This is a genomic window from Bacillus sp. FSL R9-9834, from assembly GCF_038006905.1.
Lineage (GTDB): Bacteria > Bacillota > Bacilli > Bacillales > Bacillaceae_G > Bacillus_A > Bacillus_A pacificus.
On sequence record NZ_JBBOWD010000001.1, the window covers coordinates 1949182 to 1969961 of the forward strand.

Below are 20780 nucleotides of genomic sequence, written 5' to 3' on the forward strand. Positions count from 1 at the left end.
TGCATGATTGAAAAGCAGAGTAAGGTGATTGATAAAGATAAAAAATAAAATTGTAGGAGGAGATTAGAAGATGAATAATGTTGTTAATGTAGGGGTGTTAGGATTAGGTACGGTCGGAAGTGGTGTTGTCCATATTTTGAAAGAACATTGTAAAAAAATTGCGCTTGATACAGGGTATGAAGTGAAAGTGAAGACAGTTGCTGTACGTGATTTAGAAAAAGAACGTGATGTTTGTATTGATGGAATCGTAGTAACAAGTCATGTCGATGAAGTTCTAAATGATTCAAATATTGATATTGTAGTAGAGGTAATGGGCGGAATTGAAGAAGCGAAGCAGCATATTGTTAAAGCTTTACGAAATAAGAAACATGTCGTAACAGCAAATAAAGATTTAATGGCTGTATATGGTGCAGAGCTTCTCCAGCTGGCGAACGATAATGATTGTGATTTATGTTATGAGGCAAGTGTAGCGGGCGGTATTCCGGTGTTAAGAGGGTTAACAGACGGATTAGCATCAGATCAAATTGAAAAAATAATGGGAATTGTAAATGGTACAACAAATTACATGTTAACAAAGATGAGTCAAAATGGATGGTCGTATGAAGAAGCTTTACAGGAAGCACAAAAATTAGGTTTTGCAGAATCAGATCCGACAGCGGATGTAGATGGGCTAGATGCGGCGAGAAAGGTAGCGATTCTTGCAAACTTAGGTTTTTCGATGAATGTTTCTTTAGATGATGTACAAGTAAGAGGGATTCGAAAGGTCGAAAAAGAAGATTTACAAATGGCTGAAAAGTTAGGGTTTACAATGAAATTAATTGGTAAAGCAGAGAAACAAGGATCAGCCATTCATTTAAGTGTAGAACCGACTCTTTTACCTAGTCATCATCCATTATCGAATGTAAATAATGAATTTAATGCAGTATATGTTCACGGTCAAGCAGTAGGGGAAGTAATGTTTTACGGACCTGGAGCTGGGAAGTTACCGACTGGTTCTGCTGTAGTAAGTGATATTATTTCAATCGTTAAAAATATGAATCAAGTTCAGAAAAATAAAAGTGCGTTAAAAGAACCAGAGCCGTACGAATTACAGGGAGATGAAGAAGTCGTTTCGAAATATTTCTTGCGTATTTCATTACGAGACGAACCAGGGATGTTGCAAAAAATAACAGAATGTTTCGTTAATTATTCCGTAAGTTTAAAAGAAGTGATTCAATTACCTTTAAATCGTGAACTTGCAGAAGTCGTTGTTGTAACACATCAAACTTCAAAGTATCAATTCGAACGAGTTTTAGGAGCGATAGAAGATGTCGCAAGTGAAATAAACAGTTACTACATTATTGAGGAGGAAAAACAATATGTATAAAGGATTATTAAAACAGTATGCTTCTTATTTACCAGTAAATGAAAATACACCTGATGTGAGCTTAATGGAAGGGAATACACCGCTTATCCCGTTATTAAATATATCAAAACAATTAGGAATTCAGTTATACGGTAAGTATGAAGGAGCGAATCCGACAGGTTCTTTTAAAGATCGTGGTATGGTAATGGCAGTTGCGAAGGCGAAAGAAGAAGGTTCAGAGGCCATTATTTGTGCGTCAACAGGTAATACATCAGCATCGGCTGCCGCATACGCGGCACGTCTTGGAATGAAATGTATTATCGTAATCCCAGAAGGGAAAATTGCACATGGAAAATTAGCGCAAGCAGTTGCCTATGGTGCTGAAATTATTTCAATAGAAGGAAATTTTGATGATGCACTAAAGGCTGTAAGAAATATTGCTGCAGAAGAGCCAATCACATTAGTTAACTCGGTAAATCCTTATCGAATTGAAGGGCAAAAAACAGCAGCATTTGAAATTTGTGACCAATTGCAAAGTGCACCAGATGTTTTAGCGATTCCTGTTGGGAATGCTGGGAATATTACAGCGTACTGGAAGGGTTTCTGTGAATATGAGAAAGAAAAAGGATATAAGAAGCCAAGAATTCATGGATTTGAAGCGGAAGGAGCAGCTGCTATTGTAAAAGGGCATGTAATTGACGAGCCAGAAACAATTGCAACAGCGATACGCATCGGTAACCCAGCAAGTTGGTCATATGCAGTAGAGGCTGCTGAGCAGTCTCACGGTGAAATAGATATGGTATCAGATGAAGAAATTTTACATGCGTATAGATTATTAGCAAAATCGGAAGGGGTTTTCGCTGAGCCAGGATCGAATGCTTCATTAGCTGGCGTAATGAAACATGTTCAATCTGGAAAAATCAAAAAAGGAGAAACAGTTGTTGCAGTTTTAACTGGAAACGGCTTGAAAGATCCTGATATCGCAATTTCTTCTAATACATTAGATATTGCAAGTGTTTCAAATAATATAGAACAAATTAAAGAGCATATTAAAGGGGTGATTATGTCGTGATACCATTAAGTATTCGTGTTCCTGCTAGTACAGCGAATGTTGGACCTGGATTCGATTCAGTAGGAATAGCTTTGTCATTGTATTTGCATGTAGTAGTAAAAGAGAAATCTAATAAATGGCAAGTGATCCATTCTTTTGATGAGTCGATTCCGACAGACGATAAAAATTTAATCGTTAGTACGGCATGTAAAGTGAGTCCTTCTTTATCACCTTATATAATAGAAGTTACTAGTAATATCCCATTAACAAGAGGACTAGGAAGTAGTGCATCAGCAATTGTAGCTGGGATAGAGCTTGCGAATCAACTAGGTAACTTGAACTTAACGACTGATCAAAAAGTTCAAATTGCTACAAATTTTGAAGGTCATCCTGATAATGTTGCTGCTTCTATATTAGGAGGAACGGTAATCGGAGCACTTGATGGAAAGAATGTTTCGGTTGTAAGAATTGAAAGTAAGGAATTAGGCGTTATTTCTCTTATTCCAAATGAAGAGCTAAATACAGATGAAAGTCGATCTGTATTACCAGATGTATTCCCGTTTCATGAAGCTGTTAAGGCTAGTGCAATAAGTAATGTATTAGTAGCTGCTTTATGTCAAAAGAAATGGGAAGTTGTAGGCGAAATGATGGAAAGGGATCATTTTCACGAGCCGTATCGTTTAGAGCTTGTACCGTTATTACCATCTATTCGTAAATGTGCAAAAGAATTCGGTGCATACGGTACAGCGCTTAGCGGTGCAGGGCCGTCTATTTTTATATTAACGCCGTATGAGAAACGTCAAGAAATTGCTGAGCAATTAGCAAGAGTATTTACGTCTATGAAAGTGTGTGAGCTAGAAATTGAGCATAGAGGGATTACTGTAAATAAGGAAGAACATATTGGATTATAAAAAAAGCTAGCATCGCTAGCTTTTTTTATGTTGTAAATATGTTTGCGTATAAAAGAAAAATATTAATGTATAATTTAGTAAAGAGTGTATTCATTTGGAGGTGATCCTATGAAGCAAGAGTCACCAGAAGAAAAAAGAGAACGTATAAGGCAAAGTGAATTGAAAAATAATCCTACAGGTTCTTTAAAGGATGGATTAAACAGAGCTGAAACAGGTAGTCCAGTTGATATGGCAGGTGGTATGAATTGGAAAGGTACAGCGCTAGTAATTTTAGTGCTAGCTTTAGGCTATATTATATACACTTATTTCTTTAGTTAAGAAATAAGTGTTACAACTTAGAATGATTTGCCTTTATTCCGCGTTAATGGACAGTAAAACTCCCATCTCAAAATTCAGTTGGAGCAAAGAAGTTAGGTGGGAGATGAACTGTCCGTAAACGTCCGATTGGTGAGGGCTAATCATCAGTGGGGGATGAACAAAACCCCCACTGATTAAAGTTTCACTTTATTTTTAATACGCAAATAGAGCTAGTTTATGCTAGTTCTATTTTTTTGCCACATTCCTGTAACAAAGCCCCTGTATATTCGGTGGTGGAGGTGCAGAAGATGAAAAAAATGATAGCGATATGTCTTCTTACAACGATGTCATTTTCGACTTTAGTCGGGTGTGATGTAAAAGATAGCAATACTGTTCAAGAGTCTAAAATAAAGAAAGCGACGTATAAAGAGTTTACTTATGATGTAAATCCAGAGACTTTCACGTTAATTGTAGAACATGATGGCGTAAAGGAACTGGCATCACAGCCTTTGCCGAAAATGAAGGTGTCGAATGTAAAAAAAGATAAGGATCGTACATCTTGGGAATATCCAGATCAAAAAGTAAAAGTGAATCTAGAGAAGAAAAAAGATCACTTAAATATTGAAGTGGAATCGACTGGTGCAGAAAGCTTTACTTGGCCGAAAGTACAAGCTGAAAATTATACACTTCCGTTATGGGAAGGGAAACAAATTCCGAGTAATGATGAAAATTGGAAGAAGTTTTTAAAGGATGATGCCTATTCATTTGCTGAATCATTTTCTATGAAGTTTTTCGCGTTAAATGGTTCGAAATATTCGATTGTATATATTTCGAACAATATGTTTAATAATGAATTGAAATTTCATTCGGATCCGAAAATAGGATTTGATTTTATACATGAATTTCCGCGTATAAATAAAAATAAAACATATGGATTTCAAGTATATGTGACAAATAATGATGCAGTAAGTATTGCTAAACTGTATAAAGACAATATCGCTCGAAAAGGCGAATTTAAAACATTAAAAGAAAAGGCTAGAAAAAATAAAGAGATAGAAAAGCTTTACGGTGCAGCTCATTTTTATTTTTGGAATCAAAATGGCTTATCAGAAAGTAATGTAAATTGGCTAAAGCTAAGAGAGAAAATAAATAGCCCTGTGTTTAGCCATATAAAAGAGCTTATTCAAAAATATAGTTCAGAGCCTGGAGAATTAAATGTATTCGATCAAGTAAGTAAACAAGATTTCATTGATAAGTATCAAAAAAATGTTATTTTGCGTTATATAAATGAAGTATTATCAATGAAGGAATTATATAAAGAGGATATTTTCCAAAGAGTGGATCAGAAGGCTAGTGAGTTATTAAACAAAGGTGTGGATCATTTATCAAAGATGGAGTTATATAACTTAAATAAGCATGTATTAAAGTCAGCGCTCGATGATGCAGTTGAAGAAGTAAGTAAATGGGGTAAGGCAGATGGAACGGATATTATAAAGGAAATGAAAGCTGCAGGAATAGATAATGCATGGATTGGGTTACCGAACTGGGAACAAGGGTATATGCAGCCTGATTTCGTGACAGAAGCTAAGAAAATGGGGTATTTAGTTGGTCCGTATGATTCTTACCATTCTATTCACGAAAAAGCTGATAAAAATTGGAATACAGCTTCTTTTACTGATCCATCGTTATATGAAGAGGCAACTGTGACGAAGAAAAATGGAGAAAAGGTACAAGGATTTTTAGGTAGAGGGCGAAAATTAAATCCAACTTTATCTCTTCCTAGTGTAAAAGAGAGAATGAACGATATATTACAAAATGGACCTAAATATAATTCATGGTTTATTGATTGTGATGCGACAGGTGAAATTTATGATGACTATTCGGCCAAACATATAACAACACAAGAACAAGATTTAAAAGCAAGGTTGCAACGAATGGATTATATTGCGCAAGAAAAAGGTATGGTAGTTGGTTCAGAAGGCGGAAATGACTTTGCAAGTAGCACGATTGCATTTGCTCACGGCATTGAAACGCCTGTTATTAAATGGGACGATGAAGATATGAGGAAAAATAAAAATAGTCCGTATTATGTGGGCGGATATTGGTCACCGAATCAAAATGTTCCAGAAAAATATGCAAAACAAGTACCATTAAAAGAAGAATATAAACAAGTATATTTAAATCCAGTATATTCGGTACCGTTATATAAATTAGTATACAATGATTCTGTAATTACAACGCATCACTGGGAATGGGGAAGTTTGAAAGTAAAAGATGAGGTAGGAAGCCGTATGTTATATGAGTTATTGTATAATGTTCCTCCGTTGTATCATTTAGATGAAGTAGAGTGGAATAAGCATAAACAAGAAATTACGCAGCACCTGAAGGTTTGGAATGAAGTTCATGAAAAGGCAGTAAAAGAAGAAATGACGAACTTTGTATATTTGTCAGAAGATAAATTAGTTCAATCTGCATCATATGGAAAAGATATTAAAGTTATTGTGAATTTCTCAAATGAAGAGATAGAAATAGATAAGGCGAAACTAAAAGCAAAATCCGCTTTCATTTATAATCATGGAAAAAAAACAATGTATACACCGCTCGAGAAAAAATAATGTGAAATGTATTGTTGCATTACTAATTTTTCACATGAAAATTGAAGGATTTGAAACGGATAAATTTATAAATCTGTAATTTAGGATGTTGGGAAATGTTAAATTTTTGAAGTTAAAAAATAGTGACTTGCCAAAAATAAGCACGAGAGTATAATGTGAAATGTAATACATATTGGATTCATTATGTAACCTTACAAAAATGTAAGGTATTTGAAAGGAAATTCAATATGAAGATTGCTAGACATACATTATACTAGGGAAAGAGAAAGAGAGGCGAATGAAGATGAGCTCTGAATTAGAACAAAATACGAGAAGCAATAAAAAACGTTCTAAAAGAAGGTCAATAAAATGGTTCATTTTAATTCCATTTTTCCTACTTATTTTTGGAGGAGTAGGATATGGATCGTTTATATATAACAAAGCAAAAGCGGTTGTAAGTGATGCGTATGCACAAATTGATAAGTCATCGAAGCGTGATAAAGAAGTTGAACCTTTAAAGGATAACATCTCCATTTTAATTATGGGTGTAGATGGTAGTGAAATGCGGAAAAGTCAATACGGTGAAGCTGTTCGAACAGATGCACTTTTATTAGCAACAATTAATAAAAATGATAAGTCCGTTAAGTTAGTAAGTATTCCGCGTGATTCACGTGTTTATATTCCATCTAGAAAGAAATTAGATAAAATTACACACGCACACGTATTTGGTGGTGTTGAAAGTACACGAGATACAGTGGAAAGATTTTTAAATGTTCCTGTGGATTATTATGTGAAGTTTAACTTTGAATCATTCGTACAAATTGTCGACTCAATTGGTGGTATTGACATTGATGTACCAGTTACTTTCACTGAACAAGATAGTAAAGACCAAGCGGGTATGATTCATTTAGAGAAAGGTTACCAACATTTAAATGGGGAACAAGCACTTGCACTTGCAAGAACGCGTAAAATTGACAGTGATGCAATGCGTGGTCAAAGACAACAACTTGTAATAGAAGCAATTGCTAAAAAAGCGATGTCTGTTCAATCAATTAGCAAAATGGGCTCTTTACTTGATGCGGTTGATAAAAATATGAAAACGAACTTAACTTTTGATGATATGCTTGCTATTACAAAAAATATGGCAGGATCTAATTTGGAAATGGAAAAAATGCAAGTAGAAGGTACAGATAAACGTATCGGAGGTATTTATTATTACATTCCAAATGAAAAAAATGTGAAAGATATTTCGAACAAATTAAATAATCATCTAGGTGTAACACCAAAACCAGTTCGAAACGAATAATAAAAAAAGATTGGCTTTCGCCAATCTTTTTTTATCGGAATGGATTTGTAACTTTTCTGTAACGATTTTTTATTTTAGAAAAATTATACTCATATGTATGAGAATATTGGAGAAGCAAAAAGTAAAGGGGAATAATTAAAATCTGTAATAAGGAAAGATATCATATGCAGAAATGGATAGGCATTATGGGAATCATTTTTATGTTAACTGGATGTAAAATGTCTGAAGCTCCAACAAGTTTAATGGGTGCTCCTGCCAATGAAAAATGGATTAATGAACTAAAAGAGCAAATAGATAAAGATTTGCCTGTAAATTATCGATTGCTAACTCCAATGTCTAATAAAGATAAACAGATGATCTGGTCAATGGATTTTAAACAAGATAATAAGAAAGAAGCCATCTTATTTTATAAATTGCCGAATGAAGATCATAGCGTATATTTAGCTGTATATGAAGAATTCGGAAATGGCTGGAAAGTAAAGTCCACGCATAGATTTGATGGTGGAGATGTAGATATCGTTGAAGTTGGTGATTTTACAGGGAACGGGAAGCGGGAGCTATTAATCGGAATTTCTGTCAATCGTGAATCGTTAGAACATGTTATGTATGTTTTTTCGGAAGAAAATGAAGATATGAAGGAAATATATAATCGAAGTTATACGAAGTTATTCATAGAGGATTTAAATAAAAATGGACTGAAAGATATAAGCCTAGTTACGTATGAAAAGGATGAGAAATTGACAGTTGAGTTCATGGAACAATTCAAGACTTTATCTGAAACGTCATTCGATCCGTTTATAAATAGCATTCAAAGAATACAAATGGGCCGCATTTCTAAATCACTAAAGGCGGTTGTAATTGATGCAGGTGTTGGCGCTCATTCAGGGATAACGTATGTAGCAAAATTTGATAAGGGTCATTATGAGCCACTACATATAGATGGAAAAGAAGACTTATTCAATGATTATGTAGTGGAAAGCAAAGATATAAATGAAGACGGCATTATTGAATTTGTTCGTACAGTGCGTCCAAAAGGTTGGGAAGAGGTATCGTACGGAGAGAGTACGATGTTTGAACGTTATATTCAGTGGAGTGAAGAGGGAATTAAACCGATAGAAGAAAGATATGTAAATATAGAGAAAGGTTATTTTGTCAAAATCCCGCAAGCGTTAATTGGAAAAATAACTGTTCCAGTTCAGCAAGAAGCATCAGATGTACAAAAATTTATAGATACTACGAAAAATGAACTATGGCTTGAAGTCCATATATTTAAGCGGAAAGAATGGTTCAAAATAAAAGGATACGAGGCAGCAGTAAAAACGGCTTCTCACGTATATGCCGTACCGAAACAACCACATTTTGAAAAGGTGAAAGAATATGTAAAACCGCTAGCGGATTATCAACAAGAGTAGGGAGGTGGGAATTATGCCAACAATTTTAGTTTTAGAAGATGAAATACCTATTCGTAGTTTTATCGTATTAAATTTGAAACGCGCTGGATTTTATGTATTAGAAGCTAGTACGGGAGAAGAGGCGTTACAGATTTTATGTGAACATACTGTTGATGTAGCATTGCTTGATGTAATGTTACCAGGAATGGATGGTTTTCAAGTTTGTAAAGCGATCAGGGAAGAAAATAAAAAAATCGGTATTATTATGTTAACCGCACGTGTGCAAGATGAAGATAAGGTACAAGGATTAGGAATTGGTGCAGATGATTATATCGCAAAGCCGTTTAGTCCAGTGGAATTAACTGCACGTATACAATCGTTATTAAGAAGAATAGAAGTACATGATGAAAAAGCAAATATTATCACATCTGGCCCGTTTTCATTAAATGTTATAGAAGAAAGATTATATAAAAGTGGACAATTAGTTGATTTAACCCCTACAGAGTATATGATATTACATTATTTAATGAATCAGGCTGCAAAGCCGGTTTCACGTGATGAAATTTTAAATATGATTTGGGGAACGAATTATGTAGGTGAGACGAAAGTAGTAGATGTAAATATGAGGCGATTACGTCAAAAGATAGAATGTAATCCGTCAGAACCTGAATTCATTCTTACTGTGTGGGGAAAAGGATATGTGTGGAAGGAAAGTATAAGATGAAAAGAAAAGTGACTTTATATTTTATGACGGTCATTATACTTATGCTTGTATTATTTGAAGTCGTATTTTCAGTCTCCATATATCGTTATTATTATAATGGTATTGTGCAATATATAGAATCTCATGCGAAGACAAGTACACGATTTTTCTCTGAATACAATTCCCTATACTTTATTCGTTTGCAAGAATACAGCGGTGATATAATTGAGAGCTTTCAGTTAGAAGGAACAGAATTACAATTAATTGATCGACATGGTACGATTATACAGTCTTCAAGTGGACAAAAGGTAAAAGGTAAAATAGTTATTCCGTATTCGTTACTAGAAGGAGAAATGTATCATCAAGTGACTACTACGAAAGATAATGTGAAACAATTAGAAGTGATTAGTCCGCTTATTCATCAAGGACAAACGATAGGTGTTTTGAAATATACGACTGTTTTAACGAATGTAAATGCAAAGATTATCGAAATCATTATGTTTACTATTTCTGTAGGCATTGTTATTTCAGGAATTGTCTTCTTAATCAGTAGACGATTAGCAAATTCGTTTGTTAGACCTATCGAATCTATTATTCATGCTTCTTCACAAATTGCAGAAGGTACATTAAAGAAAAAAATTAAAGAGGATTATCCTGGTGAATTAGGTGAATTGGCACATAGTTTAAATCATATGTCTAATAAAATAGAAAAAGCGGAACAGATGAAAAATGAATTCATTGCTTCGATTTCTCATGAAATACGAACGCCTTTAACTGGAATTAAAGGTTGGAGTGAGACGTTAAAAACGGTAGATCATTTAACGGAAGAAGAGATAAAGCAAGGCATGGGAATTATATCAGGTGAGACAGACCGATTGATTCATTTAGTAGAAGAATTGCTAGATTTTTCAAGATTACAATCAAATCATTTCAATTTATATAAACAAAAGGTGCAATTATACGATATACTAGAGGAGACGATTTGGCAATTAACTCCTAATGCTGAAGAGAAGCAAATGCAATTCATCAAAACTATAGAACGAATCGAATTGATAGGAGATCGAAATAGACTAAAGCAAATTTTCTTGAATATTGTTCAAAATGCCATTAAATATTCACATAAAAATGGTAAAGTATATATTGAAGCGACTAAAAATGAAGGACAAGCAGTGATAAAGGTGAAAGACGAAGGGATTGGAATTGCTAAAGAGCATTTACCGTATATAGAACAGTCATTTTACCAGATTAATAACCATGCTACAGGTGCCGGTCTTGGTTTAGCTATCGTTAAAAAAATGGTAGAGCTTCATGGAGGTACACTTAGTTTTATAAGTAAAGAAGGAATAGGAACAACTATTTTGATAAAACTCCCATTATAATACATATATAGGTCTGTTTATATAGTGTAATAAAATAAATAGATGTATAATTATATTGGGTGATTTATATATAAGATTAATAGGGAGAGGAATTCGATAGAATGGAAAAAGCTTTTAACATTAAACGAGTAGTAGTCGTTTTAATAGCGATTGCAGCAGTAGCTATTGGGTATTTCATGTTTCAATCCATTACTTCACCAGCAAAGGCTGTTGCAAAACAAGAAAACGTAGTACAGCTTGCAAGTGAACAACCGAAAGTAGAAATGAATAAAACGGCACCAAGTCGTTTTAATGGGAAAGAAAGAAAAGTTGCTTATCTTACATTTGATGATGGCCCAGGGAAATATACGGCTGAATTATTAAATATGTTAAAACAGCATGATGCGAAGGCGACATTCTTTTTAATTGGAGCGAATGTAAAAGAATTTCCGGATTTAGTGAAACGTGAAAATGCAGAGGGTCATTATGTAGGTATGCATAGTATGACACATAATTTTGCAAAGTTATATAAAAATGGCGAGTATGTAAATGAAATGAAAGAAGATCAAAGCTTAATCGCAAATATTATTGGAAAATCACCTAAATTAACACGTCCGCCATACGGTTCGATGCCTGGATTAAATGAAGGTCTTCGAAATAAAGTAGTAGAGGGCGGTTTTAAAGTATGGGATTGGACAATTGATTCATTAGACTGGAAATATAACAAAGTGCAAGTTGATGCAGCGGCAGCTCAAATTGCTCAAAATGTAATAACAAATGCAACAAAACCACAGGAAGTTATTTTAATGCATGACATTCACCCACAATCAGTTGCTGCTGTGCCAGCAATTTTAAAAGGGTTAAAAGAAAAGGGTTATGAGTTTGAAGCTTATCATGAAGAGAGTCACTTCCCAGTGAATTTCTGGCATGATAACCGTATGTAATGGAGGAATGAACGTTGAAGTATGGAAAAGTAGCAGTAGTAGGAGCACTATCAGTAGGACTATTAACAGGTTGTTTCGGTGAAAAACCAGAAGAAAACTTATATACAGCTTTTGAAACAGCGGCGACACAAGAGAAATCATTAGTTGATGAAGCGAAAAAATTAGAGAAGTTAGAGAAGGAAGGTCAAGAACTATATTCTCAAATTTTACAAGAAGGTAAAGATCATAATGACGCTGTTATGAAGAAAATAGAGCAAGCTACTGCAAATGTAGATGATCGTGAAAAAGCATTGAAAAATGAGAAAGAAATGCTAGAAAAAGCTCAGAAAGAAACAAAATCTGTTCAAGGAAATATAGAGAAGCTTGAAGATAAAAAGTTACAAAAACAAGCGAAAGCAGTAGAAGAGTCGTATAAAAACCGTTATGATGCATTCCAAAAGATGAATGAAAATTATACGAAGGCGTTGGCGACTGAAAAAGAACTGTATGAAAAATTAAAAGTAAAAGAAACGAAATTAAAAGAGATTGGTGAAAAAGTTAAGGCTGTTAATGAATTAACTGTGGAAGCACAAAAATCAAAAGAGCAATTTAACAATTTTACAAAAGAGTATAATGACAGTAAATTAGCATTCTACAAAGATGCAGAGATTAAGATTAAAGATCAGAAATAAAGAAGAGTTTTAAGCGTAATAAAAAGCCGGAGAAACATCGTCACAAATGTTTTTTCGGTTTTTTACGTTAAATGAATAGAAAAGACTGGAATTGATATCATAAAAGAGTTATAGTGAATTATTCTAAGGGAAACATTGTTAAGTAAGGAGAATGGAAATATGTCATATGAATTTTTACTCAAATTAGGTTTAGCACTCTTTTTAGGATTATTCATTGGGATAGATAGGCAGCTAAAGAATAAACCACTTGGTGTGAAAACAAGTATGGTTATTTCTGTAGCAAGTTGTTTAATTACGATGGTTTCAATTGAATCTGTACATGTATATTCTGTTCCAGGGCATACCAATATGGATCCCATGCGTTTAGCTGCTCAAATTGTGAGCGGAATTGGTTTTCTTGGAGCAGGTGTTATTTTACGAAGAAGTAATGACGTTATTTCTGGATTAACGACTGCCTCTATGGTGTGGGCTGCTTCAGCTTTAGGTATAGCGATTGGAGCAGGATTTTATTTACAAGCGACGGTTGCTATGATTTTAATTATTTTAGCAATTAATGTACTTCCGCAACTGGTGAAAATTGCAGGACCGTATTCATTAAGACAAAAGGACTTGTCTATTAAAATTACTGTAAAAGAGCATCATGAGTTAGATGGTATATTTAAGCAGATTAAAAATTTAGGAATGCATGTAAAACGCGTGAAGATTAAAGATATAGATAGTGGAGCATTTCAGCAACTGGAGATGGTTATTTTAGCTCCAGAAGATTTATATACAACAGAGTTATATAGTTCCCTAAAAGAGATAGATCGTGTTGTTTCAGTTGAAGTGGAAAGTAGATAAAGATGATAAAAAAGAGTGAAGTGAATTCACTCTTTTTTATTTGGATTTTTAAGGAAAGAAATTGATATAATGGTGAATAACAAGGGGGGAGAAATGTTGGAAATACATATTAGAAGAGCGATAAAAGATGATATACCAGGTATAGCAAAGGTCCACGCTGATAGTTGGAAAACGACATATAAAGGCATATTCCCTAACGAGATTTTAGAAAATATAACATATGAGCAACGGGAAAAACAATGGGAAAATATTTTTCAAAAAGCATGTAATCATCAATTTAGATTTGTAGCAGAGACGTTAAATGGAGAAATAGTTGGATTCATCGATGGAGGAGCAGAAAGAACTGGTACATATAATTGTGATGGAGAATTATATGCGATTTACCTTTTACAAGAGTATCAAGGAATGAAAATAGGACAAAAGTTATTTCAAGCTTTACTATCTGAATGTACAAACAATAATATGCGATCACTTTTAGTATGGGTTGTTACGAATAACCCTTCTAAAACGTTTTATGAAAAATTTAATCCAGAAAAAATTGATACAAAATTTTTAGAGAGATTACAGGTGGAAGAAACAGCGTATTGTTGGAAAGATATTAATAATATTATTATGTAAAGTGTATGTTTGAGAGAGGTATACCAATTAAAGTTTACCTCTTTTGTTTCACTCGAATGGTTTGGACATAATGTGAAAGATATATGAAAAGAAGAAATGAAAGTACTAACAAATAGAAATTTAGAAGTAGTAACTTCTTAGTATAAAATGATGTAAGAGTCTCTCATTGTAGAGACTCTTTTTTTAAAATACAAATAACCAAAAATTACCATGTATTTAAATTAAAATTTAACACAATTTATATATAAATAAGGAGGTGATTGGTAATGGCTAGAAATCGTAATTCTAATCAATTAGCATCACATGGAGCACAAGCTGCTTTAGATCAAATGAAATATGAAATTGCACAAGAGTTTGGTGTACAACTTGGCGCTGATACTTCTTCACGTGCAAACGGTTCTGTAGGCGGTGAAATTACAAAACGCCTTGTAGCGATGGCAGAACAACAACTTGGTGGCGGATATACTCGCTAATTGTAGAAGGTTATAGGAGAAAGGAAGGATTCTTCCTTTCTTTTTTTTTTCAATTAATTGGTATGGATATATTGTGAACTGGATTCAAAGAATAGGAATAATACTATATTTTCCCCAATTTCTTTTGTTGTGAATGGGAAGTAGTAAAAATGTAATAGCCCTGGTGGAATGAAAAGTTACGTTCCAGCAGGGCTATTATATGGTAAGAAATATATGATGAAAGGTTTCGAAGCCAACATGTTAAAAAAAGAAAACTGTTGTTTAATTGCGCTTGCATCAGTTCCACTTGTTATGACATTAGGGAATTCAATGCTCATCCCAATTCTGCCGACTATTGAAAAAAAATTACATATTTCATCATTTCAAGTATCCATGATTATTACAATTTACTCTATCGTAGCCATTCTACTTATACCGATTGCTGGTTATTTATCAGATAGATGGGGACGAAAGATGGTAATGGTTCCGAGTTTGCTGATTGCGGCTATAGGAGGAGCGATAACTGGTTGGGTATCTTGGAAAGTTGATAATCCCTACACTTGGATATTGATCGGTAGAGCGATTCAAGGTATTGGTGCTGCTGGTGCAATGCCAGTTGTTATACCGTGTGTTGGTGATTTATACAAAGATGAAAAACAAGTTAGTACAGGTTTAGGAATCATCGAAACATCCAATACATTTGGGAAAGTGTTGAGCCCTATTTTAGGGTCTGCTCTTGCTGCCATTGTATGGTTCCTACCGTTTTGGGCGATTCCAGTTTTATGCGTAGTATCAATTGTTTTATTACTTGTTCTAGTAAAGGCAAAGAAACAAGAAGGAGAAGTACCACCGCTTAAAGAGTTTATAAAATCAATTCTTGCTACGTTTCGAGAAAAAGGAAGATGGTTAATTGCCATTTTTGCATTAGGTGCAATTATTATGCTTATTTTATTCGGAATTCTCTTTTATTTGTCAACTATACTGGAATCAAAGTATGACATTCATGGTATTTGGAAAGGGTGTGTACTTGCAATCCCGTTACTTGTACTGTCACTTAGTTCATATATGGCTGGCAAAAAAATTGGAGACAACCAAAATGTGATGAAGAAGTGTATTTACATTGGTTTTTTAATGGCTGCTGCATCAGTCATCATTCCTTTATTTATAAAAGGAATTTATTTACTACTTCTTTGTCTCGTTATTATGGGGGTAGGAATTGGTATGGCACTCCCATGTTTAGATGCTCTCATTACACAAGGAATTGAAAAGGAGCAAAGGGGGACGGTTACGTCATTTTATAGTTCTATGCGATTTATCGGTGTAGCAGCTGGACCACCTCTATACTCTTTTTTCATGAAAGGTGCTGACCATGAAGTGTTTTATTTAACAAGTATTTTCGCTGGGATCGGTGCTGCTATAGCAATCATTTGGATTAAACCAGCAAAAGATGCAAAGAACGTAAAAAAGAAACCAGAACCTACTTCATAATTTGTAAGAGAATTGCATGATGTTTTCAGTAACATGCAATTCTCTTTCGTTCATTAGGAATAAATAACTTGTTTTAACATATAAAGTGCGACACTCCATATGATGAGACCAGAAAATTTATTTAATAATACGATTGTCTTTCCGGTTGAGTCTAGCCTTTTTAGAAATTTCCCCGCTAAAGCTAAGCTTATAAACCAAATCCAAGAAACGATAATAGTTGCAAGTGTGAAAGCCCATTTTTCATTTCCTATGTATTGAATAGAATTGGTTCCAATTACACCGATTGTATCTAAAATTGCATGTGGATTTAATAACGAAACCGATGCGGCGAAAAGGATTTGCTTTTTTAAGGGCATGCTTTTTTCTTGTTTTACATCGTTGGAAGGGTTACTTCTCCAAATAACAAAGCCCATGTATAGGAGAAAGAAAAATCCAATTATATATAACGAGTTAGTTAGCCAAGAAAAAGTAAGGAGTACAAGGGAAACACCTTGTACCGCTATCAATATGAGTAACGTATCACATATAGAGGCAGTTAATACGACAGGGGCTGCTCTCCAAATATTCGGTTGGCTCGCACCTTGGTTAAAGACGAAAACATTTTGAACACCTAATGGAATGATAAGGCCAAATGCAAGAATGATACCATGAATAATTGCTTCACTCATCATATTACCTCCTATTTTAATTCGTTATGATAGTGTATATTGTATAGAAGAAATGAAAATTTGTATCCATCCATATGGTTGGGGAGGTTACCAACCAAAAAGAATGTAAGGTGATATGATGGAAAGAATCGTTTGGAAACCGAATATGTCTCTAGCGACGCCTCTATATAAACAAATAGAAATGTATATAAAAGAAAGAATCGTTAATGGAGAATGGACTGTTGGAACGAAATTACCTTCACAAAGAGAATTGGCATATACATTTGGTGTGAATCGAAGCACAATTGTAATGGCTTTCGATGAACTAGTTGCCAAGGGGTACATTGAAGGAAACGGCAGGAAAGGAACAATTGTTGTAAATAATAATGTGAATGCTTCCACATACGCACCCCCGCCTAATTGGCAGTCTTATGTAGAAACAGGACTTCATTATCCGAATCTGCCTGCTATTCAAGAAATAAATCAAGCTGAATTTGATCCGCATGTCATTCGTTTAGGAACAGGTGAGCTCGCGCCAAGTCTTTTACCTGAAAAAAAGATGAAAGATATTATGAATAAGCTTTTAGGAGCCAAGATGATACTTGGCTATGAAGAGCCGAAAGGAAATCTTTCTTTAAGGAAGAAGATTGCAGATTATTTAAAAGGACAGGGTATATATGTATCTCCTGACTCTATATTGATTGTTTCAGGAGCAATTCAAGCGCTTCAACTTATTTCTATTGGGCTTCTTCCGAAAGGAGCGTCAATTTTATTAGAAAAACCATCATATTTATACTCTCTCAATGTTTTTCAATCAGCAGGAATACGTTTAATTGGAATGCCATTGGATGAGAGAGGGCTAGATGTGTCATATATTGCGAAATATAAGAAGCAATTTAATGCTTCTATTTTATATACAATCCCTTCTTTTCATAATCCAACTAATTTTAGCATGGATACGAAGAAGCGGACAGAAGTGATGGAGATATGCAATGAGATTGGATTGCCTATTATAGAGGACGCAGTGTATCAAGACTTATGGTTTGATGCTCCTATTTCGAAACCTTTAAAAGCATATGATAAAAATGGAATCGTACTACATATTGGAAGTATGTCTAAAGTTATTAGTCCGGGATTAAGAATTGGATGGATTGTTGGGTCTGAGCCTGTTATTCAAAGATTGGCAGACATAAAAATGCAAACAGATTATGGATCGAGTTCTATATCCCAGCAAATTGCAGCGGAATGGTTTACAAATGGATTGTATGATGAACATTTACAGTTTGTAAGAACTAAGTTGAAAAAACGCAGAGATTTTATGTTACAAATGTTAGAGAAATATTGCCATGATATAGCAACTTGGTATGAACCAGCAGGTGGTTTTTATATTTGGTTACATATGAATATCCCCGTTTCAAATCGTAGCTTATTTGACAAAGCTTTGAAAGAAAAGGTTTTATTAAATCCAGGTACTTTGTATGATAGAAGTGCAAATCAATTTTTGCGTTTATCATATTCATACGCAACGTTAGAAGAAATTGAAATAGGTATAAAAAAACTTGCACAACTAATGAAAAAGTAAGAGGAGAAAGTAATGAAACAATATGTAATTTGCCAAATTATCAATGGAGAAAAATATTTAGCTGCTTATGCGGAGACGAAGCAGGAAGCAATTGAAAAAGCAGAATTGTTAGGATTACGAACGGGAAATCGATACACCGTTATTACTGCAGAGGAAGCAGAAGGGTTAACTTATCCTTAAACAACGTATAATAATGATGCAGAAAGTAAATAAGCTTAGTAATATATTATTACTAGGCTTATTTTTTTGAAAGCGTTACGTGTTCTCGTATAAAAGATAATAATATTATGAGTCAAGTTGACGGAAATAACGATTTGATTTTCGATCCTGATTTCCGTTTCTATAGTTATCAATATATTGTCTGAAGTTCCACGATTGTAAAAACTTATTTGCGGCGTTATAACCAGAATTGTATAGCCACTCTTTTTCTTCCATTGTTAACTCAAAGTTTGTACTAGTAATGGACCCTGTTGGGATTGTAATTGTTCTTGCTTTTGATTCCTTGTCTAAATGACGTAAATCATGGGCTTGCATCATTGTTTTAAAAAGTCCTTTGAACATGGAGATCGGCTCGTTGTAGTGGGCTGGGTCAGCTTGAATCTCATCTTTTACGAAATGAAACCCAAAAGTCGGCCAGCGGGGAGAGGTAGGGGAGTCGAAAATCCAAATTGGATAATTGCTTAAAATTCCTCCATCAACCATATAACAAGGCTGCTTCCATTTTGGGGTTCTCCATTTCACCGGTTCAAAAAAGAAGGGGATTGTACTACTCATTCGTACAGCTTTAGCAATAGAGAAGCGATAATTTAAAAATCCGTAGTTTGGTAAATCATCGGGAAAGATAACCATTTTACCATTACTTATATCAGAAGCGATAATTTTAAGCTTATTTAAATCAGGTAAATCTGTAAATAAATGAACTCCTTTTTTTCGAAGTAATTCTTCAATCCATTCTTCTATAAAAATATTAGAGTAAATACCAAGAGTAGTCCATGCGCTTAATCCTTTTCCGATAAATGGGATTCTGTCAATAAAGGTTTTCTTCGTAAATTTATTATAATCAATATTTGTTATAATCGTTTTTAGCTCTGAGCAAGAGTATCCTGCTGCTAGGAGCGCAGCGATAATCGAACCAGCTGATGTTCCAGCTACACGTTCCCATTCATAGCCTTTTTCAGCTAACGCGCAAATTGCCCCTACATGCGCAATTCCGCGTACACCGCCTCCTTCAAAAACACCATCAATCTTCATAAAGCATACTTCCTTTCACATAAAAAATTTGAAAATGGCAAAAAAGCACGTATTGTACGTGCTTTTTTACAATAGTTTTTAAATTTACTAGCAGCCTACAAAGCCGCCCCAACAGCTAGCTCCGATGATGATTAGAAGGATGAATAAAACGATTAATAAAGCGAAACCTCCATAACCACATCCACCACAACTACCGCCGTAACCGCCGTAACCGTAGCCGCCGCAACTATATCCGTAACCCATGTGGAATTCCTCCTTATATTAAAAATAAAAATGAACGAGGGGAAAATGTACTGGAAGAAATAATGAACTATCGTGTTTGTAGGAACAATGTATACTATGCTTTTTTAAACTTGTTCGCGTATGAAGGAAGAGCCCGTTTTTTCGGAGGCTTGTTGTTTTTATAAAGAATGGAGTATAATTTTTGTGCGATGATACAAATAAGTATGTAAATATAAGGAGAATGTATGAATAAACAAATTGAAGTATTAATTGATAAATATGGGCTGACGCATTTAAAAGAGGAACTTATGAATACTGTATTTCCTTGTATAAAAGTTGTGCCAAAGCAGGAGGAAACAGTAGCGATAGGTAGTTCGAAAATGGGAGGGGTTCCTGACTTGCCATTTACATTTGAATATCCAACGCATAAAGGAAATCCGTTACAGTTTATTGCACAATTTAATTTAAAGGATTTACAAAATGTTGGTATAGATCATAATCTTCCTAAGACAGGGATGTTATATTTCTTTAGCGTTGAAAATTACTTTGAAGAAGATGTGAATCCAACCGAAGCGGGACGTGTACTTTATTATGATGTTCCTGTTGAGCAATTACGGAGAGCGGATGAATTGCAAACGGATTATAACCAGTGTGCAACTACTTTTGAACTGACATATAAATTGCCAGAGCTTTTCATTGAAGATGAGAATGATTCAGATCGTTTCTTACAATTACTTGAAGAGCTAATCCCAGATAACTACGATAACCATCAAATATTTGGTGAGCCATTTTCTGTACAAGATGAGGTATTGTACGAAACTGGACAGTATATGGAAATAGACCCGCAGCAAATGACGCTTTTATTCCAAATTGACTCAGATACTAAAAATTGTAATATGATGTGGGGAGATTTAGGGATGCTTTATTTCTGTATTGGAAATGAAGACTTGAAAAATCGACGTTTTGAAAATGCATGTTGTGTATTACAAACTTGTTAAGGAAGAAGGTTGTTCTTATAAAAAGAACAGCCTTTTTACAATGTTAAATATGCATAATCTCATATGACCTATACGAAAAAGTATTGTATACTCTGAAACTATACGATACTT

Annotated in this window: 21 protein-coding genes; 18 read left to right on the plus strand and 3 right to left on the minus strand. The window is 34.3% G+C overall.

The genetic code is table 11. The features are described 5' to 3' along the window. Nucleotides 1-70: 70 nt before the first annotated feature. The 15 genes from MKY00_RS10120 to MKY00_RS10190 all read left to right on the plus strand — a co-directional run bounded on the left by MKY00_RS10120 (nucleotide 71) and on the right by MKY00_RS10190 (nucleotide 15969). A complete protein-coding gene (locus tag MKY00_RS10120; RefSeq protein ID WP_001067136.1) occupies nucleotides 71-1366 on the plus strand; it encodes a homoserine dehydrogenase in 1296 nt (431 codons plus the stop codon). Continuing rightward, nucleotides 1359-2417 (plus strand): threonine synthase, encoded by a 1059-nt coding sequence (gene thrC, locus MKY00_RS10125; protein WP_000276440.1) that lies wholly within the window; start codon nucleotides 1359-1361, stop codon nucleotides 2415-2417. The genes MKY00_RS10120 and thrC overlap by 8 nt, the downstream gene beginning before the upstream one ends. After that, nucleotides 2414-3307 carry a homoserine kinase gene (gene thrB / locus MKY00_RS10130; protein ID WP_341034883.1) on the plus strand — a complete coding sequence of 298 codons (894 nt, stop codon included), beginning with the start codon at nucleotides 2414-2416 and terminating at the stop codon, nucleotides 3305-3307. The genes thrC and thrB overlap by 4 nt, the downstream gene beginning before the upstream one ends. Nucleotides 3308-3415: 108 nt before the next feature. Continuing rightward, nucleotides 3416-3625: a DUF6366 family protein gene (locus tag MKY00_RS10135; protein WP_000808278.1), complete on the plus strand. Its 210-nt coding sequence runs from the start codon at nucleotides 3416-3418 to the stop codon at nucleotides 3623-3625. Nucleotides 3626-3912: 287 nt separating this feature from the next. Next, complete coding sequence (locus MKY00_RS10140; protein ID WP_016717239.1) at nucleotides 3913-6219, plus strand: glycoside hydrolase; 2307 nt, start codon at nucleotides 3913-3915, stop codon at nucleotides 6217-6219. A 283-nt stretch (nucleotides 6220-6502) separates the two neighbouring features. After that, nucleotides 6503-7504, plus strand: a complete 1002-nt coding sequence (locus MKY00_RS10145; RefSeq protein ID WP_016717240.1) for an LCP family protein — start codon at nucleotides 6503-6505, stop codon at nucleotides 7502-7504. A 164-nt stretch (nucleotides 7505-7668) separates the two neighbouring features. Further along, complete coding sequence (locus MKY00_RS10150; RefSeq protein ID WP_016717241.1) at nucleotides 7669-8916, plus strand: hypothetical protein; 1248 nt, start codon at nucleotides 7669-7671, stop codon at nucleotides 8914-8916. A 13-nt stretch (nucleotides 8917-8929) separates the two neighbouring features. Next, entirely contained in the window at nucleotides 8930-9619 is a 690-nt protein-coding gene (locus tag MKY00_RS10155; RefSeq protein WP_016717242.1) for a response regulator transcription factor, read from the plus strand. After that, nucleotides 9616-10977: a sensor histidine kinase gene (locus tag MKY00_RS10160; RefSeq protein ID WP_016717243.1), complete on the plus strand. Its 1362-nt coding sequence runs from the start codon at nucleotides 9616-9618 to the stop codon at nucleotides 10975-10977. Before MKY00_RS10155 ends, MKY00_RS10160 begins: the two co-directional genes overlap by 4 nt. A 101-nt stretch (nucleotides 10978-11078) precedes the next feature. After that, nucleotides 11079-11900, plus strand: a complete 822-nt coding sequence (locus MKY00_RS10165; protein ID WP_016717244.1) for a peptidoglycan-N-acetylglucosamine deacetylase — start codon at nucleotides 11079-11081, stop codon at nucleotides 11898-11900. A 14-nt stretch (nucleotides 11901-11914) separates the two neighbouring features. Next, nucleotides 11915-12571, plus strand: coding sequence for a YkyA family protein (locus tag MKY00_RS10170; RefSeq protein ID WP_000873553.1), 657 nt, complete (start codon nucleotides 11915-11917; stop codon nucleotides 12569-12571). Between the two features lie 159 nt (nucleotides 12572-12730). Next, nucleotides 12731-13411, plus strand: coding sequence for an MgtC/SapB family protein (locus tag MKY00_RS10175; protein ID WP_000119508.1), 681 nt, complete (start codon nucleotides 12731-12733; stop codon nucleotides 13409-13411). A 93-nt stretch (nucleotides 13412-13504) separates the two neighbouring features. Continuing rightward, nucleotides 13505-14029, plus strand: a complete 525-nt coding sequence (locus MKY00_RS10180; RefSeq protein ID WP_016717245.1) for a GNAT family N-acetyltransferase — start codon at nucleotides 13505-13507, stop codon at nucleotides 14027-14029. 266 nt (nucleotides 14030-14295) lie between these two features. Further along, entirely contained in the window at nucleotides 14296-14502 is a 207-nt protein-coding gene (locus tag MKY00_RS10185; protein WP_000113545.1) for an alpha/beta-type small acid-soluble spore protein, read from the plus strand. Between the two features lie 237 nt (nucleotides 14503-14739). Further along, nucleotides 14740-15969, plus strand: coding sequence for an MFS transporter (locus tag MKY00_RS10190; protein ID WP_033678375.1), 1230 nt, complete (start codon nucleotides 14740-14742; stop codon nucleotides 15967-15969). Nucleotides 15970-16022: 53 nt separating this feature from the next. On the opposite strand, the gene MKY00_RS10195 is transcribed toward MKY00_RS10190, so the two are convergent. Next, the gene (locus tag MKY00_RS10195) at nucleotides 16023-16637 is read right to left on the minus strand and encodes a LysE/ArgO family amino acid transporter (RefSeq protein WP_001287294.1); all 615 of its coding nucleotides are present in this window, start codon (nucleotides 16635-16637) and stop codon (nucleotides 16023-16025) included. A gap of 115 nt (nucleotides 16638-16752) precedes the next feature. On the opposite strand from MKY00_RS10195, the gene MKY00_RS10200 reads away from it, so the two are divergent. Both MKY00_RS10200 and MKY00_RS10205 read left to right on the plus strand, forming a co-directional pair. Continuing rightward, nucleotides 16753-18198 carry an aminotransferase-like domain-containing protein gene (locus MKY00_RS10200; protein ID WP_141114866.1) on the plus strand — a complete coding sequence of 482 codons (1446 nt, stop codon included), beginning with the start codon at nucleotides 16753-16755 and terminating at the stop codon, nucleotides 18196-18198. Nucleotides 18199-18210: 12 nt separating this feature from the next. Next, nucleotides 18211-18378, plus strand: coding sequence for a DUF3933 family protein (locus MKY00_RS10205; protein WP_000816383.1), 168 nt, complete (start codon nucleotides 18211-18213; stop codon nucleotides 18376-18378). 105 nt (nucleotides 18379-18483) lie between these two features. Here the strand turns inward: MKY00_RS10205 and MKY00_RS10210 are convergent, their stop codons facing one another. Together MKY00_RS10210 and MKY00_RS10215 are read right to left on the minus strand one after the other, a co-directional pair. Then, nucleotides 18484-19449 carry a patatin-like phospholipase family protein gene (locus MKY00_RS10210; protein ID WP_000686819.1) on the minus strand — a complete coding sequence of 322 codons (966 nt, stop codon included), beginning with the start codon at nucleotides 19447-19449 and terminating at the stop codon, nucleotides 18484-18486. A gap of 87 nt (nucleotides 19450-19536) precedes the next feature. Beyond that, on the minus strand, nucleotides 19537-19692 hold the full coding sequence (locus MKY00_RS10215; protein ID WP_000540426.1) for a YjcZ family sporulation protein: 156 nt from the start codon (nucleotides 19690-19692) through the stop codon (nucleotides 19537-19539). A 224-nt stretch (nucleotides 19693-19916) separates the two neighbouring features. Between MKY00_RS10215 and MKY00_RS10220 the strand changes: the two genes are divergently transcribed. Further along, entirely contained in the window at nucleotides 19917-20669 is a 753-nt protein-coding gene (locus MKY00_RS10220; RefSeq protein ID WP_001041264.1) for a YwqG family protein, read from the plus strand. The last annotated feature ends 111 nt before the right edge of the window (nucleotides 20670-20780 follow it).